At 61.0% G+C, this 18,180-nt stretch carries 11 protein-coding genes; 5 read left to right on the top strand and 6 right to left on the bottom strand.

The genetic code is table 11. From position 1 onward, the window contains the following. Window positions 1-50: 50 nt before the first annotated feature. The 5 genes from ntrC to glnA all read right to left on the bottom strand — a co-directional run bounded on the left by ntrC (window position 51) and on the right by glnA (window position 5,614). Window positions 51-1,487, bottom strand: a complete 1,437-nt coding sequence (ntrC, locus tag HU739_RS15885; RefSeq protein ID WP_186552132.1) for a nitrogen regulation protein NR(I) — start codon at window positions 1,485-1,487, stop codon at window positions 51-53. After that, entirely contained in the window at window positions 1,484-2,569 is a 1,086-nt protein-coding gene (gene glnL / locus HU739_RS15880; protein ID WP_186552131.1) for a nitrogen regulation protein NR(II), read from the bottom strand. The genes ntrC and glnL overlap by 4 nt, the downstream gene beginning before the upstream one ends. Before the next feature lie 230 nt (window positions 2,570-2,799). Beyond that, window positions 2,800-3,414 carry a DUF4124 domain-containing protein gene (locus HU739_RS15875; protein ID WP_186552130.1) on the bottom strand — a complete coding sequence of 205 codons (615 nt, stop codon included), beginning with the start codon at window positions 3,412-3,414 and terminating at the stop codon, window positions 2,800-2,802. After that, window positions 3,411-3,923, bottom strand: a complete 513-nt coding sequence (locus HU739_RS15870; protein ID WP_186552129.1) for a DUF4124 domain-containing protein — start codon at window positions 3,921-3,923, stop codon at window positions 3,411-3,413. Before HU739_RS15870 ends, HU739_RS15875 begins: the two co-directional genes overlap by 4 nt. Window positions 3,924-4,207: 284 nt before the next feature. Further along, window positions 4,208-5,614, bottom strand: a complete 1,407-nt coding sequence (gene glnA, locus HU739_RS15865) for a type I glutamate--ammonia ligase (RefSeq protein ID WP_186552128.1) — start codon at window positions 5,612-5,614, stop codon at window positions 4,208-4,210. A 329-nt stretch (window positions 5,615-5,943) separates the two neighbouring features. On the opposite strand from glnA, the gene thiI reads away from it, so the two are divergent. Both thiI and typA read left to right on the top strand, forming a co-directional pair. Next, window positions 5,944-7,398, top strand: a complete 1,455-nt coding sequence (gene thiI / locus HU739_RS15860) for a tRNA uracil 4-sulfurtransferase ThiI (RefSeq protein ID WP_186552127.1) — start codon at window positions 5,944-5,946, stop codon at window positions 7,396-7,398. 139 nt (window positions 7,399-7,537) lie between these two features. Beyond that, the gene (gene typA / locus HU739_RS15855; RefSeq protein ID WP_186552126.1) at window positions 7,538-9,358 is read left to right on the top strand and encodes a translational GTPase TypA; all 1,821 of its coding nucleotides are present in this window, start codon (window positions 7,538-7,540) and stop codon (window positions 9,356-9,358) included. Window positions 9,359-9,630: 272 nt separating this feature from the next. Here typA and HU739_RS15850 read toward each other — a convergent pair whose 3' ends face one another. Continuing rightward, a complete protein-coding gene (locus tag HU739_RS15850) occupies window positions 9,631-10,068 on the bottom strand; it encodes a YkgJ family cysteine cluster protein (RefSeq protein ID WP_064117051.1) in 438 nt (145 codons plus the stop codon). Window positions 10,069-10,327: 259 nt separating this feature from the next. On the opposite strand from HU739_RS15850, the gene HU739_RS15845 reads away from it, so the two are divergent. The 3 genes from HU739_RS15845 (at window position 10,328) to HU739_RS15835 (ending at window position 17,988) form a co-directional block, all read left to right on the top strand. Beyond that, window positions 10,328-12,778, top strand: coding sequence for a glycogen/starch/alpha-glucan phosphorylase (locus HU739_RS15845; RefSeq protein WP_186552125.1), 2,451 nt, complete (start codon window positions 10,328-10,330; stop codon window positions 12,776-12,778). A 255-nt stretch (window positions 12,779-13,033) separates the two neighbouring features. After that, window positions 13,034-16,627, top strand: a complete 3,594-nt coding sequence (locus tag HU739_RS15840) for a DUF2339 domain-containing protein (RefSeq protein ID WP_186552124.1) — start codon at window positions 13,034-13,036, stop codon at window positions 16,625-16,627. After that, window positions 16,624-17,988: a DUF3999 domain-containing protein gene (locus tag HU739_RS15835; protein ID WP_186552123.1), complete on the top strand. Its 1,365-nt coding sequence runs from the start codon at window positions 16,624-16,626 to the stop codon at window positions 17,986-17,988. Before HU739_RS15840 ends, HU739_RS15835 begins: the two co-directional genes overlap by 4 nt. Window positions 17,989-18,180 lie beyond the last annotated feature (192 nt).

The following is an 18,180-nucleotide window of genomic DNA, read 5'->3' as shown; positions in this document are numbered from 1 at the left end:
TCGCGAGCAAGCCCGCTCCCACAGGAGCTACCGGGTGTAATGTAGGCGGATTAACCCTCTTCCCCCTCATCATCATCCCCACCATCAACCTTCATGCCCAGTTCCTTGATCTTGCGCGTCAGGGTGTTACGCCCCCAACCCAGCAGCACCGCAGCATCACGCCGACGCCCGGCGGTGTGCTTCAGCGCCGTCTCGATCATGATCCGTTCGAAGGCCGGCACTGCGCTGTCGAGCAGACTGGACTGGCCGCGGGCCAGGGCCTGGTCGGCCCACTGGCGTAGCGCCTGCTCCCAGTTGGTCACCGGGGCCGAGTCCTGTGGCAGGTTGAGCAGTTCCGGCGGCAGGTCGCTGATATGCACTTCGCGTCCGGAAGCCATCACCGTGATCCAGCGGCAAGTATTCTCCAACTGCCGTACGTTGCCGCCCCACGGCAGGTTTTTCAGGTATTCCTCGGTTTCGCTTTTCAGCAGCTTCGGCTCGACCGCCAGCTCCTGCGCGGCGCGGCTGAGGAAGTGTTTGGCCAGGGTCGGGATGTCTTCGCGACGATCAGACAGGCGCGGGATATGGATGCGGATCACGTTGAGGCGGTGGAACAAGTCCTCACGGAATTTCCCGGCGTGAACCAGGGTTTCCAGATTCTGGTGCGTCGCCGCGATGATGCGCACATCGACCTTGACCGGGACATGACCGCCGACGCGATAGAACTCGCCATCAGCCAGCACCCGCAGCAGGCGCGTCTGGGTGTCGGCGGGCATGTCACCAATTTCGTCGAGGAACAGCGTGCCGCCGTCAGCCTGTTCGAAGCGTCCGCGGCGCAGATTTGCCGCGCCGGTGAACGCGCCTTTCTCGTGGCCGAACAGCTCCGACTCCATCAAGTCCTTGGGAATCGCCGCCATGTTCAGCGCGATGAACGGCGAGGCCGCGCGCGGGCTGTGACGATGCAGGGCGTGGGCAACCAGTTCTTTACCGGTGCCGGATTCGCCGTTGATCAGCACGGTAATGTTGGAGTGGCTCAAGCGGCCGATGGCGCGAAACACTTCCTGCATCGCCGGCGCTTCGCCGATGATCTCCGGGGTGCGGGTCAGCGCGGGCACGACTTCCAGGCCTTGCTGCTCCTGCGCGTGCTGGTTGGCGCGTTTGACCAGCGACACCGCTTCATCCACGTCGAAGGGCTTGGGCAGGTATTCGAAGGCGCCGCCCTGATAGGAAGCGACAGCGCTGTCCAGATCGGAGTGCGCGGTCATGATAATCACCGGCAACCGTGGATGCTGCTCGCGGATCCGCGCCAGCAGGTCCAGGCCACTGGCACCCGGCATGCGAATGTCGGAAATAATCACGTCCGGCTGCTGCCGGGCCAGGCGACTCATCACGCCGTCGGCGCTGTCGAAACTCTGGGTGGTCATGCCTTCCTGCTGCAAGGCCTTTTCCAGAACCCAACGGATAGAACGGTCGTCATCGACGATCCACACGGTTTCACTACGGCTCATGTCGATGTGGCTCCTTGTTCCAGTGGCAGAAAGATCGAGAAGGTGGTGTGGCCTGGATGGCTCTCACACTCGATCAGGCCCTGGTGCTGACTGATGATGTTCTGGGTAATGGCCAGGCCCAGCCCGGTACCGTCCGGACGACCGCTGACCATCGGAAAGAAAATGGTTTCCTGCAGTTCCGCCGGGATGCCCGGGCCGTTGTCGATAATCTCGATCTTGGTCACCAGACGATGGCGGATGTGGCCAATGGTGAACTGGCGCATGGCGCGGGTGCGCAGACTGATGCGGCCCAGGCGCAGTTCGTTCTGGCTGCTGATCGCCTGCATGGCGTTGCGCACGATATTCAAAACGGCCTGGATCATCTGTTCGCGGTCGATCAATACGTCGGGAATGCTTGGATCGTAATCGCGCACCAGGGTGATGCAGCCTTGGCTTTCGGCTTCGACCAGATGGCAGACGCGCTCCAGCACTTCGTGGACGTTGCACATTGCCAATGACGGCAGTTTGTTCGAGCCGAGCATGCGGTCGACCAGATTGCGCAGACGGTCGGCCTCTTCGATGATCACGTTGGTGTAGTCGCGCAGGCTTTCTTCCGGCAGCTCGCGGGCCAGCAGTTGCGCGGCGCCACGGATGCCGCCGAGCGGATTCTTGATTTCGTGGGCGAGGCCGCGCACCAGCATCTTGCTGGTTTCCTGCTTGGACAGTTGCGCCTCTTCTTTGGTGATGCGCAGCAAGCGGTCCCGGGGATGAACTTCCAGCAGCAGCAAAGTCGCGCCGTTACTCAGGATCGGCGTTACCGCGTAATCCACCGTCAGGGTCTGTCCGGTAAGGGCAGTGAGCATCGCTTCGCGCTTGGTGAACGGGTGCGCCTGCTCCACGGCCTGGCGCAGAGAATTGAGCGCCTCGGGGGATTCGGTAAACAGCTCGCTGATGAATTGTCCGTGGCTGCGCTGGCCGCTCACGGCCAGGAGCATTTCTGCCGCCGGGTTCATGTACTCAAGGCGCAGTTCGGCATCGAGCAGGATGGTCGCCGTGGTCAGGTTGTCGAGCAGCAAACGGTGGATTGCGTCGCTTATGGTCATCTGGACCCCTTTTGGAGCAAGGCGTGCGCGAGAACAAAGCGCTGATAAAAGGAAAATGCAAAAACCAAACCAAGGCTCCGAAAAGAAGCGTTCGGCGCCTGAAACAGGCGTTTGACGCGCGTTTGTATGGCACGGAGCCAGCTCAAGCGGGAAGTTTCGAACCAAAATGGGTTGGGATATGAGTACGCTGCGAGTTGTTGCACCAATATAGTGCGCAATGCACAAAGGCGTTAGAAGAAACGCAGGAAGGGGTTTTTCGGCTCGGGCGGTTTGTCTTTCAGCGGGCATTCGGGACGCACGCCATAGTCATCGGCAACGCAGGGTTTGACCTGGCGTTTCTGCGCCAGGGAGATACGCAGCATGTGGAAAGGCTGGTTGGCCGTGCGCTCGATCGTCCGCCCCTGGGCGTCGAGAATTTCGATCGAGAGGTTATGACTGCCACGATCGATGTTGGCCAGCGGGAACACCGGGCTGAGTCCAGGCTCACCGGTACTTTTGCCGTCCAGCAGCAGGCGATAGCGATGACCGCTCTGCAGGCCGGGTTCGCTGGTGACGCTGACGATCAGTTCCCCGGCGCTGTTGCGAATCGTCGCGTCGGGTTCGGGGATCAGAATGCGCAGCATGTCGTAGTGGAACGGCGGCTGTTGCGCTGGTTTTCTGGCCGGGGCGCTCGGCGCAGTGGCGGTTGGCGCCGACATGCTATTACTGGTCGCGATCGGCACCCGCTGGGCGTTGGCTCGCGGCTGATCGGTGTAGACACGATTGCCTTGGGCGTCGACGTAGGTGAAGACTTGCGCCGTAGCGGGCAGGGCCAGGCAGCAGAGGACCAGCCATAAAACCCTCATGGCGTATGCACCCGCTGCACGGTGAAGACGGCGGGCGCGCTCTGCTGGATGACGGTTTGCCCGTCGATCACCTGTACGGCCAGTCGATGCTCGCCGCGATCAATATTCACCAATTGCAGAACCGGCACATTGCTTGGCTGGCCATAGGGTTGTTCGTCGAGTACCAGCCTTAGCTGATGCGGCGGTTGCAGGCGCGGCTTGATCAGTACAGTGACGGTGAAGGTGCCGTTGTTGGCGCGCAGGGCTTCATCGCCGGGCAGGCCGGCCAGCTCGAGAATCTCATAGGCATTGCGCGGCGCCTGGCGCTCGGCGGCGGCGGGCGCAGGTGCCGCAGCCGGCGTTTGCGGCTCGACCCGATTGAGCGGCGGCAGCTCGACCGGTTGTGCCTGCACGCCGTCCGGCGGCTGATTGCTGTACGCGGTATTGCCGTTGGCGTCGGTGTACTTGTAGATCTGCGCGACGGCGGGCAGGGCGGTCAGCAGCAGAAGGAAGAGCAAGGTGCGACCCATGAAATCGACCGGGGTTGGAAACGATGGATAGCAGCATAGGCCAGGTGCGGCGGTTGGCCCAACTGGGAACATATCCAGAATCATTCAGCCGCCACAAATCCCCTGTAGGAGTGAGCCTGCTCGCGATGGCGTCGTGTCAGTCGCCAGCTTTTTCAATGGCCCACCGCGATCGCGAGCAGGCTCACTCCTACAGGGGGCTTGGTTGGCCATAAAATCCGGGCAATAAAAAAGGCCTTCCGAAGAAGGCCTCTTTTTGTCACGCTGCGTTACGCAGCGCTACCGGATCAGCAGCTGTAGTACAGCTCATATTCCAGTGGGTGTACGAAGGTGCGAACCTTGATTTCTTCTTCCGATTTCAGCGCGATGTAAGCGTCGATGAAGTCGTCGGAGAACACGCCGCCCTTGGTCAGGAACGCGCGGCCCTTGTCCAGCTCTTCCAGGGCTTCTTTCAGGCTGCCGCAAACTTGTGGGATCTCTTTCGCCTCTTCAGGCGGCAGGTCGTACAGGTTTTTGTCAGCAGCGTCGCCTGGGTGGATCTTGTTCTGGATACCGTCCAGACCGGCCATCAGCAGTGCTGCGAAGGCCAGGTACGGGTTGGCTGCCGGATCCGGGAAACGTGCTTCGATACGGCGGGCTTTCGGGCTCGACACGTAAGGAATACGGATCGAAGCGGAACGGTTGCGAGCCGAGTAGGCCAGCATGACCGGTGCTTCGAAGCCTGGTACCAGACGCTTGTAGGAGTTGGTCGCCGGGTTGGTGAAGCCGTTCAGGGCCTTACCGTGCTTGATGATGCCGCCGATGAAGTACAGCGCGGTATCGGACAGACCGGCATAGCCTTCGCCAGCGAAGGTGTTCTTGCCGTCTTTCCAGATCGACATGTGTACGTGCATGCCCGAGCCGTTGTCGCCGTACAGTGGCTTCGGCATGAAGGTCGCGGTGCGGCCGTAAGCGTCAGCAACGTTGTGCACAACGTACTTGAGGGTCTGGGTTTCGTCGGCTTTCTTCACCAGGGTGTTGAACTTGACGCCGATTTCGTTCTGGCCGGCGGTCGCCACTTCGTGGTGGTGAACTTCGACGGTCAGGCCCATTTCTTCCAGCGCGTTGCACATGGAGGTACGGATTTCGTGGTCATGGTCGAACGGCGGAACCGGGAAGTAGCCGCCCTTGACGCCTGGACGGTGGCCTTTGTTGCCACCTTCGACGTCCTGGTCGGACATCCACGAACCTTGCTCGGAGTAGATCTTGAACATCGAGCCGGAGATGTCCGACTTGAATTTCACCGAGTCAAAGATGAAGAACTCAGGCTCTGGACCTGCGAACACGGTGTCACCGATACCGGTGGCTTTGAGGTGTTCTTCGGCGCGCTTGGCGATCGCACGTGGGTCGCGGTCGTAGCCTTGCATGCTCGAAGGTTCGATGATGTCGCACACCAGGATCAGGGTGGCGTCTTCGGTGAACGGGTCGAGAACGGCGGTTTCGTCAACCGGCATGAGGATCATGTCGGAGGCTTCGATGCCTTTCCAGCCAGCGATGGAGGAGCCGTCGAACATTTTGCCGACTTCGAAGAAGTCTTCATCCAGCGCATCGCGAGCCGGCATGGTCACGTGGTGCTGAGTGCCTTTGGTGTCCGTGAAGCGCAGATCAATCCACTTGACGTCATGATCTTTGATGAGTTGAACCGTCTTCGACATACTGTCCTCCGGGTGGCTTAGGGCTTGGTAGTGGATGCCCTTAAATGTGGGTGATGCCGGCGCGAATACTCTGCCAAGGCAACCTGCCTCACAAGGGAGCAAATTGCATGCCAGTGCCCCAGCATGGGTTTTTTGCCCCAAATTCACCCCTATTAAGGTGCAAAGCGCTGGATTGCGGAAAATCTCGCCCTCTAATGTAGCGTCTTCAATCGAAAATGACCCGTTTTGGTGCGAGCAAAACCTTCTGCACATTAACTGGTTAAACCTTGAGCAATTTCCGCTATAATCCGCGCCCCCCTTTTTCGGCTGGCCGTTCGCGCGCTGTTTTCATGAAACTAATCGTAAAAGTCTTCCCCGAGATCACCATCAAAAGCCGACCTGTCCGGACGAAGTTCATCCGCCAGTTGGCCAAGAACATCCGCACCGTGCTCCGTGACCTGGACCCGGCCGTGGTGGTGAGCGGTGTGTGGGACAATCTCGAACTGGAAACCCGCGTTACCGACCCCAAAGCCTTGAAAGAGATGGGCGAGCGCCTGACCTGCATGCCGGGCATTGCGCATTTTCTGCAGATCGACGAGTACCCGCTGGGCGACTTCGACGACATCACCGAAAAGTGCAAACAGCACTATGGCGATGCGCTGGCCGGGAAGATTTTCTCGGTGCGCTGCAAGCGTGCGGGCAAGCATCCTTTCAGCTCGATGGACGTCGAAAAGTACGTCGGCAGCAAGTTGCGTCGCGAGTGTGGCGCTGCCGGAATCGACCTCAAGGCGCCGCAAATCGAAGTCCGTATCGAAGTTCGCGACAAACGGTTGTTCGTGATCCACAGCCAGCACAACGGCATCGGCGGCTACCCGCTCGGTGCGCTGGAGCAGACGCTGGTGCTGATGTCCGGTGGGTTTGACTCCACCGTGGCGGCCTACCAGATCATGCGTCGCGGCCTGATGGCGCATTTCTGCTTCTTCAATCTGGGCGGGCGCGCCCATGAATTGGGCGTGATGGAAGTCGCGCATTTCATCTGGAAGAAGTACGGCAGCTCGCAACGCGTGCTATTTGTCAGTGTGCCGTTCGAGGAAGTGCTGGGCGAAATCCTCGGCAAAGTCGATAACAGTCATATGGGCGTGGTTTTGAAGCGTATGATGTTGCGCGCCTCGTCCGAGATTGCCGAACGCTTGCACATCGATGCGCTGGTCACTGGCGAGGCGATTTCCCAGGTGTCGAGCCAGACGCTGCCGAACCTGTCGGTGATCGACTGCGTGACCGACAAACTGGTCCTGCGTCCGCTGATCGTCGCGCACAAGCAGGACATCATCGACACGGCCAACGAGATCGGCACCGCCGATTTCGCCCGGCACATGCCGGAATACTGCGGGGTGATTTCGGTCAACCCAAAGACCGCCGCCAAGCGCGGTCGCGTCGAGCATGAAGAAAAAGAATTCGACATGGCGGTGCTCGAGCGTGCGCTCGCCAACGCCAAGCTGGTGCCGATCGATCGGGTGATCGACGAATTGGGCCAGGATTTGCAGATTGAAGAAGTCAGCGAAGCGCTGGCCGGTCAGATCGTGATCGACATCCGCCACCCGGATGCCGCCGAGGATGACCCGCTGGAACTCGCTGGCATAGAAGTACAGACGATGCCGTTCTATGCAGTGAACGCACGTTTCAAGGAACTGGACCCTACTCGCCAGTACCTGCTGTATTGCGACAAAGGCGTGATGAGTCGCCTGCATGCTCACCATTTGCTCAGTGAGGGGCATGCCAATGTGCGCGTTTATCGACCGAGCTAAGTGCCCGGGGCTGTTTGCCTGTGGCCTGCGTCACCGGCCCCCCGACACCGCCGTCAAGCTGTAACGGCCATGCCGGACACTACTGCTAATCGCTGCCAAGACTTGTCAGCAAACCGAATCCTCTGATCGAGATACACAAGTGATCGAAAATCTACGCAACATCGCCATCATTGCCCACGTTGACCATGGTAAGACCACCCTGGTAGACAAACTCCTGCGTCAATCCGGCACCCTGGAGCGCAACGAGCTCAACGACGAGCGCGTGATGGACTCCAACGACCAGGAAAAAGAGCGCGGTATTACCATCCTGGCGAAAAACACCGCCATCAACTGGAACGGCTACCACATCAACATCGTGGACACCCCGGGCCACGCCGACTTTGGCGGCGAAGTTGAACGCGTCATGTCGATGGTCGACTCCGTTCTGCTGCTGGTTGACGCTCAAGACGGCCCTATGCCGCAAACCCGTTTCGTGACCAAGAAGGCTTTCGAAGCCGGCCTGCGTCCAATCGTGGTGATCAACAAGGTTGACCGTCCAGGCGCGCGTCCGGACTGGGTTCTGGATCAGATCTTCGACCTGTTCGACAACCTCGGTGCTACCGAAGAACAACTGGACTTCCAGGTTGTTTACGCTTCGGCCCTGAACGGCATTGCCGGTCTGGACCACACCGCCATGGCGGAAGACATGACTCCGCTGTACCAAGCGGTCGTCGACCACGTTCCGCCTCCGGCCGTTGACCGTGACGGTCCGTTCCAGATGCAGATCTCCGCGCTGGACTACAACAGCTTCCTGGGTGTTATCGGTGTTGGCCGTATCGCTCGCGGTCGCGTCAAGCCGAACACTCCGGTTGTCGCGATCGGTGCCGATGGCAAGCGTCGCAACGGCCGTATCCTGAAGCTGATGGGTCACCACGGTCTGCACCGCGTTGACGTTGAAGAAGCTGCTGCCGGCGACATCGTCTGCATCAGCGGTATGGATTCGCTGTTCATCTCCGACACCCTGTGCCACCCGGACACGGTCGAGGCGATGAAGCCGCTGACCGTCGACGAGCCAACCGTTTCGATGACCTTCCAGGTTAACGATTCGCCTTTCTGCGGCAAGGAAGGCAAGTTCGTGACGTCCCGTAACATCAAGGACCGTCTGGACAAAGAGCTGCTGTACAACGTTGCACTGCGCGTTGAAGAAGGCGATACCGCTGACAAGTTCAAGGTTTCCGGCCGTGGTGAGCTGCACCTCTCGGTACTGATCGAAACCATGCGTCGCGAAGGCTTCGAACTGGCCCTGGGCCGTCCTGAAGTGATCATCCGTGAAGTTGACGGCGTCAAGCAGGAACCGTTCGAAAACGTCACCATCGACATCCCTGAAGAATCCCAGGGCAAGGTGATGGAAGAGATGGGCCTGCGTAAGGGCGATCTGAGCAACATGGTGCCGGATGGCAAGGGCCGTGTTCGTCTGGAATACAACATCCCTGCTCGCGGTCTGATCGGTTTCCGTAACCAGTTCCTGACCCTGACCAACGGCGCTGGCATCCTGACCTCGATCTTCGATCGTTACGACACCGTCAAGTCGGGCCACATGTCCGGCCGTCAGAACGGCGTTCTGGTTTCGGTTGAAACCGGCAAGGCACTGACCTACTCGCTGGAAACCCTGCAGGCTCGCGGCAAGCTGTTCGTAGAACACGGCCAGGAGATCTACAACGGTCAAATCGTTGGTCAGAACAGCCGTGACAACGACCTGGGCGTCAACCCTACCAAGGGCAAGAAGCTCGACAACATGCGTGCTTCGGGTAAAGACGAAACCATCGCTCTGGTTCCACCGGTGAAGTTCACCCTGGAACAGGCTCTGGAATACATCCAGGAAGACGAGCTGTGCGAAGTCACGCCTAAGTCGATCCGTCTTCGCAAGAAGATCCTCGACGAAAGCGAGCGTACCCGCGCTGCCAAGAAAGCCAAGGCGTAATTTAGCCCTGGTATGAAAAACGCCCCCGGTCGCGAGACCGGGGGCGTTTTTGTTTGTCTGGAATTCAAGGCAAAAAAAGATCGCAGCCTTTGGCAGCTCCTACAGGGATACGCATTCCCATGTAGGAGCTGCCGAAGGCTGCGATCTTTTGATCTTGGATCGTTCCCACGCTCCGCGTGGGAATGCCTCAACGGACGCTCCGCGTTCGGCTTCAGAAAGGACGCGGAGCGTCCCGGGCTGCATTCCCACGCTGAGCGTGGGAACGATCAAGCTCAAAACTTCTCGATCGCCCGGAAGTTCTGCACACGCTCGACTTCTTTCGGTTTATAAGCGCAATACCCCGGTCGCGGCCCGATTTTCGGGTGGTTGCGGCAGGTGTCCGGGCGCTTGTCATAAATGGTGCACAGGCGGCTTTTACGATCGAGGTAATAGCAGTCGTTGTTGCTCATGCGCTGCAGGGTAAAAATCCCCGATTTCTGGTTGAAGCGCTCGACCAGACCTTCCTTTTGCAGACGCTTGGCGATGTTCTTCGGCGGGTCGCCCAGTTCGAATTCGTCGACCACGCCGATGCGCACCAGGTCCTTGATCTTGACCTCGACCGGCAGCGTGCAGCAGCTGGAGATACACGAGCCGCACATCGGCGCCGAGTATTTGGCCCACGTATCGAGACGATCAATCTCGGCGGCGGCGATCAGGTTGGGCTTCATCATCGGGAGTTACCAGGCGTGTATGCATCAGGGCGCGCGATCATACCGGGACGGGTGGAATTTTGAACAACCTTTCGCCGGATATTTTTGTGTGCACTGCATTTTGCCCGGTACGACGGCACGGCCCCTGCATTCATTGGCTCATCCGCCAAGGTTATGTCGGACTGTCGCACAGTCCGAGGAAATGCTGCCGAACCAGAGCCAATACCGTCGGTCAGACCGTCTAGGCTCAGACAATTCCCGCTCGCTCGAGGTCTTATTGATGACTCAAGAACCACTAGTTCGCGAAGCAGAGGTGGCCGCATTCCGCGACGCCGTCCTGACCAAACTCACCTACGCCGTGGGCAAAGACCCCGATCACGCCTTTGACCATGACTGGTTCGAAGCCATCGCCCTGGCTGCGCGCGATCACATGGTCGAGCACTGGATGGACCATACGCGGCAGATCTACCGCAAAGGCCAGAAGCGCGTTTATTACCTCTCGCTGGAATTTCTGATTGGTCGCCTACTCTATGACAGCCTGAGCAACCTCGGTCTGCTCGACGTCGCCCGTGAAGCGCTGACCGAACTGGGCGTCGATCTGGAGCGCATTCGCTTGCTGGAGCCCGACGCGGCGCTGGGCAATGGCGGCCTCGGGCGTTTGGCGGCATGCTTCATGGAAAGCATGTCGACCCTCGGTATCGCCGGCCATGGCTACGGCATTCGTTATGAACACGGCTTGTTCCGCCAGGCGATTGTCGATGGCTGGCAACAGGAGCAAACCGAGCACTGGCTGGATTTCGGCAACCCCTGGGAATTCGAACGGCCGGAAGTGGTTTACCCGATCGGTTTCGGCGGCAGCGTCGAAACGGTCACCGACGCCAATGGCAAAACCCGCCAGGTCTGGTCGCCGGCAGAAACCGTGCGGGCGATTGCCTATGACACCCCGGTGGTCGGCTGGCGTGGGGCGAGCGTGAACACCCTGCGCCTGTGGCGCGCCCGCGCCATGGAAGAACTGCACCTGGAGCGCTTCAACGCCGGCGACCACTTGGGCGCCGTCGCCGAAGTGGCCCGCGCCGAGAGTATCTCCCGCGTCCTTTATCCGGCAGACAGCACCGAAGCCGGCCAGGAACTGCGCCTGCGTCAGGAATACTTCTTCGTCGCCGCCTCGCTGCAGGATCTGCTGCGTCGCCATCGCAACATGCACACCTCGGTGTTGACCCTGGGCGATCACGCTGCGATTCAGCTCAACGACACCCATCCCTCGATTGCCGTCGCCGAACTGATGCGTCAACTGGTCGACGTCTATGACGTGGCCTGGGACGCCGCGTGGCAAGTCACCGTCGATACACTGTCGTACACCAACCACACGCTGTTGCCGGAAGCGCTGGAAACCTGGCCGGTAGGTTTGATGGAGCGCATGCTGCCACGACACATGCAGATCATTTACCTGATCAACGCTCAGCACATCGATTCGCTGCGGGCCAAGGGCATTCACGATTTCGACGTGCTGCGCGCGGTGTCGCTGATCGAAGAAGACAACGGTCGCCGGGTGCGCATGGGCAACCTCGCGTTCCTCGGTTCGCACAGCGTCAACGGTGTGTCCGGCCTGCACACACAACTGATGCGCAAAACCGTGTTTGCCGAACTGCACAAGCTCTACCCGGAGCGAATCAACAACAAAACCAACGGCATCACCTTCCGCCGCTGGTTGTATCAGGCCAACCCGGAACTGACCTCGATGCTGGTCGACGCCCTCGGCCCGGACCTGCTCGACAATCCCGAAGAACGCCTGCTCGATTTGCAGCCGTTCGCCGAGAAAACCGCGTTCCGCAAAGCCTTCGCCGAGCAGCGCCTGCACAGCAAAAAAGCCCTGGCTTATCTGATTCACGAGCGGCTGGGCATCGCCGTCAATCCGGCGGCGATGTTCGACGTGCAGGTCAAACGCATCCACGAGTACAAACGGCAATTGCTCAACCTGTTGCACACCGTGGCGCTCTATCAGGCGATTCGCGCCGAGCCGGAAGTCGACTGGGTACCGCGAGTGAAAATCTTCGCCGGTAAGGCTGCGGCGAGTTATCACCAGGCCAAACTGATCATCAAGCTGACCAACGACATCGCCCGGGTGGTGAACAACGACCCGACGGTGCGCGGCTTGCTCAAAGTGGTGTTCCTGCCCAACTACAACGTCAGCCTGGCCGAGAGCATCATCCCGGCGGCGGACTTGTCCGAGCAGATTTCCACTGCCGGTTTCGAGGCGTCGGGTACCAGCAACATGAAGTTCGGCCTCAACGGTGCGCTGACCATCGGCACCCTCGATGGGGCCAACGTGGAAATGGCGGAACGCATCGGTGCCGAGCACATGTTCATCTTCGGCCTCAGCGCCCAGCAGGTTGAAGCGCGCAAACAGAACCACGAGTTCAGTGCGCTGCCGGACATCGCCGCGTCCCATCGCCTCAACGATGTGTTGCAAGCGATTCGTAGCGGGGTGTTCTCGCCGGACGACACCTCGCGCTACACCGGGCTGATCGACTCGCTGATCGATTACGACCGCTTCCTGGTCTGCGCCGATTTCGATTCCTACTGGGAAGCGCAAAAACGCGTGGAAGCGCATTGGCATGATTCGAATAACTGGTGGCGCTCGGCAGTGCTCAACACCTCGCGGATGGGCTGGTTCTCCTCGGACCGGACGATTCGCGAGTACGCCACGGATATCTGGAAAGCGCTGGAGTAACTTTCCGCAACAAATGTGCGCAAGGCCCAACGTTTGTTGGGCCAGATCGATATACTGAGCGCCGGTTACCGGAGGCATCAGTCACCGCAGTCCTCCTGTGGAAGCGGGCTTGCTCGCGAAGGCGGTGTGTCAGTCAATTTGATTTCGACTGACACACCGCCTTCGCGAGCAAGCCCGCTCCCACAATGGAAATTTGCCTAGACTGAAGCCATCGCCGGACTCGCCCCGTCTCGGGGCCGCTTAGGGATATCGACCATGCAATGGATGTTCATGTTGATCGGGCTGGTGCTCGGCGGACTGCTCGACGAGTCGTTCACCGCCGCGCTGCTGGGTGCGCTGCTGGGCCTGGTCGTCGGCCAGACGCTACGTATTGCACGCCTTGGCACCCAGGCGGCGGAGCAACAGCGCCAACTTGAGCAGGTGCGAGAGGCGTTGCAGGGCGTGGCCCAGCGCCTGTTTGTGCTGGAGGGTTCGCCCACGCACGCGGCGGCACCGCCCAGCGTGGCACCTGAAGCCGAGCCAATCGCCGAATCCGTCGAGGTGGCCGATCAGGCCGCGGCCCCAGTCTCTGAGCTGATCTGGGAACTGCCGCCCGAACTCGAACCGATCACCACTGCTGCCCGCGAGACCAGCCAGCCGTTGCCGGCCGATGTCTGGCGCGCCGAGCCGGCGCCTGTTGAACCACCACAAAAACCTGCCGAACCGCGTGGCCCGAACCTGATCGAGCGCGGCATCCACGCCGCGCGCAACTGGTTGTTCGGTGGCAACACGGTGCTGCGTGTCGGTGTCGTGCTGTTGTTTTTCGGCCTGGCCTTTCTGTTGCGTTATGCCACTGAAGGTATGGTTGTGCCGATCGAGTTGCGGTACGCCGGGGTCGCTGCGGCGGCGCTCGGCTTGCTCGCGCTGGGCTGGTGGCTGCGCCGGCGCAACAGCAACTACGCGTTGATGCTGCAGGGCACCGGCATCGCGGTGCTGTACCTGACGGTGTTCGCGGCGATGCGTTTGCATCCATTGCTCGACCCTTCGGCGGCGCTGGGATTGCTGGTGGCAGTGACGGTGTTCTCGGCGATTCTGGCGATCACCCAGGATGCGCCGGGGCTTGCGGCGGGGGCAGCATTGGGCGGCTTCGCTGCGCCGATCCTGACCTCGACCGGCGCCGGCAACCATGTCGCGCTGTTCAGTTATTTCGCCCTGCTCAACGCCGGCATTCTCGCCATCGCCTGGTTCAAGGCCTGGCGTCTGCTCAACCTGATCGGTTTCGTCGGCACCTTCGGCATCGGTTTCGCCTGGGGACTGCGCGCGTATACGCCGCAGTTGCTGTGGAGCACCGAGCCATTTCTGCTGCTGTTTTTCCTCATGTACCTGGCCATCGGCCTGCTGTTTGCCCGGCGCAAGTTGCTCGACATGCCGGACGCGCCAGCGGATAGCGACCGTGAGGCGCTGCTGCACTGGTCGGCGCGCAAGGGCGATTATGTCGACGGCACAATGCTCTTTGGTCCGCCGATCGTGGGTTTCGGTCTGCAGTTCGCGCTGGTGCAGCACCTGGAGTTCGCGGCAGCCTTCAGTGCGTTGGCCTTGGGCATGATTTACATGGCGCTGGCCAAAGTGCTGATGGGTGGACGCGCGGTGTTGCTGGGGGAAACCTGTCTGGCGCTCGGGGTGATCTTCGCCAGTCTGGCGATTCCATTGGGGCTCGATGCGCGCTGGACCTCGGCGGCGTGGGCCGTCGAAGGCGCAGGGATTTTCTGGCTCGGCTTGCGCCAACAGCGGCCATTCGCCCGGGTCTTTGCCTTGTTGCTGCAACTGGGTTCGGCGCTGGCATTTCTCAGCCAATTACGTGCCGGCGAAAACAGCCTGCTCGACGGTGCGCCGCTGGGCGCGTTGATGCTCGGCATGGCATTGCTGTTCAGCTTCGTTCAACTGCGCAAGGCCGCGCCAGAGCAGGCATCGCTGTGGGAGCGCCAGGGCTTGCCGGTGCTCGCGTGTCTGGGGCTGACCTTCCTGTATCTGCTGGCACCGCTGTTCTTCTTTATTCAGGGCACGGCAATCAGTTGGGCGCTGGCCGGGTTGGTGACGCTGTTGGTCGGCCTGCGCATTCAATCGCGCACGTTCCTGTTCACCGCGTTCGGCGTGCAATTGCTTGGCGGGGCGTTGTTCCTGTTGCGCCTGCAAGGGGCGGGAGAGGATTCGAGCGCCGTGTTCAGCGCCGGCTGGAGCGGTTTGCTCAGTGCTTCGTTGATCGGTCTGGCGTTGATCGCCGGCATGTTGCTGGCGGCTCGCGATGACATGGTGCGCGGCGATGTGCGACTGCTGCGCGGTCTGTCGGTGGTGCTGCTGGCGGGGTTGGTGCTGATCAATCTGGCGGTGCTGTTCGTGCTGCCGTGGCAGACCGCGAGTGCGGTGTGGGCCGCCAGTGGCGTGCTGATTATCTGGCTGAGCCTGTACCTGCAGCAGCGGGTCAGTTTTGTTTTCGGTTTGCTGTTACAGGTGATCGGCGGCGCGGCGTTCTTGCTCGCCGGTCCGCAATGGCTTGGGCCATTGTCGAGCGAAGGATTGAAACCGTTGGCCCATGGTGGCTTCTGGACGCCGCTGGTACTGGGGCTGGCGGCGATGATCGGTGCGTGGCGCTTGCAACTGGGCAAGCATGCCACGGCGTTCGATGCGTTGAGTTTGCAGCGCTTGTCGGCCGTGTTGCTGGTGTGGGGGGGTGGCTGGTGGACGCTGGCGTGGCTCAGCGAAATCTTGCGTTTTGCCCCCGCGAATCTGCAAGGCCCGTGGTTGCTGCTGGCCGCGGCGCTCAGTGTGGCGTTGTGGACGCTGTTGTCGCTGCGCCTGAAATGGCCGGCGCTGGGTCTGCTTTGCACCGCGCTGGTCCCGGCCGCAGCGCTGGTCTTGCTCGGCGCCTGGCATGCGCGTTATCACCCGGCGGCCGACTTCGGCTGGCTGGCGTGGACGGCGGTATTCGCGGTGCATTTCTTCAGCCTGCGACGGCTGGCGCCGATGTTGCCGGCCCGGGTCTTGAGCGCGGCGCATGTACTCGGCTGCTGGCTGTTGATAGGCGTGCTGGCGCTGGAGTTGCGTTATGGCCTGCTGCTGTTGTCCGAGCAATACAACGCCTGGCGTTGGCTGGGCTGGGCGATTCTGCCAAGTGTGTATCTGCTGCTGATGGCCGCACCGCGCAGTGGGCCGTGGCCGGTCGCCACGTTTACCCGCGAGTACCGCTTGTACGCTGCCGCGCCGCTGGCGGTGTTGATGCTGGCGTGGTTCTGGCTGGCCAACAGCGTCAGCGATGGCAATGCCGAACCGCTGCCTTATGTGCCGCTGCTCAATCCGCTGGAGCTGGGTCTGTTGTTCGCCTTGTTCGGCGTGTATGTCTGGTCGCGTCGTGCGGTGGTGCAATGGGCGATCCGTCAGGATTACGCCGATCATGCTACGCAACTGATCGCCGGGGTTTCGCTGTTCGCCTTCTGCACCGCAATGGTGACCCGTGCCGCGCACCATTGGGCGGCGATCCCTTTCGAGCTGGATCAACTGCTGGCCTCGATGCTGGTGCAGGCCGGGTTGTCCATCGTCTGGACGCTGATGGCGCTGGGGCTGATGATCGGCGGGCATCTGCGCCATCGCCGCGAAGTGTGGCTGATCGGTGCGGCGCTGATTGCGCTGGTGGTGGCGAAACTGGTTTTTGTCGAATTGAGCAACCGTGGCGGCCTCGCCCGGATCGTTTCGTTTATTGGCGTCGGCGTGTTGCTGTTGGTGGTGGGCTACTTCGCACCGCTGCCGCCCAAGCGTGTTGAAGCTGAACCGGTGGCGGACAAGCCCGCGCCGGAAACCGAAGGAGTTGTATCTTGAGTCGCATGCTGAATCTGGGTTGGTTGGCGTTGGGCGTGGTGATGCTGGCCGGCGCCCAGGAAAAACCGGCGGACTTCGCCACGCAGGTGCCGCTGGCAATCAGCGGTAACGGCCCGTGGTATCGCCTCGACCTGCCGTTGAGCGTGCAGTTGCAGGCGCGCCAGACCGATCTCAGCGACTTGCGCGTGTTCAACGCCGCCGGCGAAGCGCAGGCCTACGCCCTGGCTCGCGAATCGGCGCAGACCCGCGACGGCGGCAAGCTGCACGAAGTGAAGTGGTTCCCGCTGTACAACGCCGCCGACGCCAGCGAGCGCGCGCCGAACGTGCGCGTGCAATCGACGACCAGCGGCACGCTGGTCGAAGTGCAGCCATCCTCGCAACTGGAGGCAGGCGAAGAAGTGTTGCGAGGCTGGCTGCTGGATGCCAGCGCAATCAAGGCGCCGCTGCAGCAGTTGATCCTCGACTGGACCAGCGAACGCGACGGTTTCCAGCGGTTCAGCATTGAGGCCAGTGACGATTTGCAGCACTGGCAGCCGTGGGGTGAGGGGCAAGTGGCGCGGTTGACCTTCTCCGATGAGCGGATCGAACAACACGAAGTGGCCTTGCCGGGGCAGTCCGCGCGCTATTTGCGCCTGTTGTGGGATTCACCGAATTCGGCACCGACCCTCACCTCGGTGCAATTGAAAAGCAGCGATCCGCGCAACGTCCCGCTACCGCTGGTCTGGTCGCAGGAAGTGGCCGGCAGCAGCAGCAAGGCCGGGGAGTACACCTGGCAATTGCCGGTGGGACTGAACGTCGAACGGGTGCAGGTTGAGATCCGGCAGTCGAACAGTCTGGCACCGGTGACACTGGCCGGCCGCCGCGAAAGCAGCCTGCCGTGGCAGACCTTGAACAGCGGTTTGCTCTATCGCCTGACGCAGAACGCTCAGGACGTGGTGCAGAACGAATTGCAGCTCTACGGGCAGACCGTGCAACAGTTGAAGCTGACCGTGGATGAGCGCGGCGGCGGTCTGGGTGAACAGGCGCCGAACCTGAAGTATGCGGTGCGGGCGACGCAGGTGATTTTCCTCGCGCGTGGCGATGGACCTTACAGCCTGGCGGTGGGTAATCCCCGCGTGAAAACGGCGAATCTGCCGCTGGCGACGCTGATTCCGGATTTCAAACCAGAAAAACTGGCGACTTTGGGCAAGGCGACGGTGCAGAGCGAAGCCGTGGTCACACAGACCTCGACGGCGACGACGGCCGCGGTGGCCGGGACCAACTGGAAGAAGATCGGGTTGTGGGCGGTGCTGTTGCTGAGTGTGGTGTTTTTAGGGGCGATGGCGTTCAGCCTGTTGCGCAAGCCTCCTGCCAATACCTGACAAGGCGGATGCTGCGCATCCGATCGCGAGCAGGCTCACTCCTACAGTGGCCTGCATTTCTTCAGGTGGAAAGCGGTCCCTGTAGGAGTGAGCCTGCTCGCGATAGCGATCTACCTACCAACAAAAGACCAAAACTGTCGCATCACTCGCCCCCCCCCGCCGCCTCGTTTCGAACTACGCTAAACCCGCTAC

It is taken from the genome of Pseudomonas hamedanensis (assembly GCF_014268595.2).
Lineage (GTDB): Bacteria > Pseudomonadota > Gammaproteobacteria > Pseudomonadales > Pseudomonadaceae > Aquipseudomonas > Aquipseudomonas hamedanensis.
The sequence above is the reverse complement of the archived record's forward strand: the minus strand, read 5'-3'. Positions and strand labels throughout refer to the sequence as shown.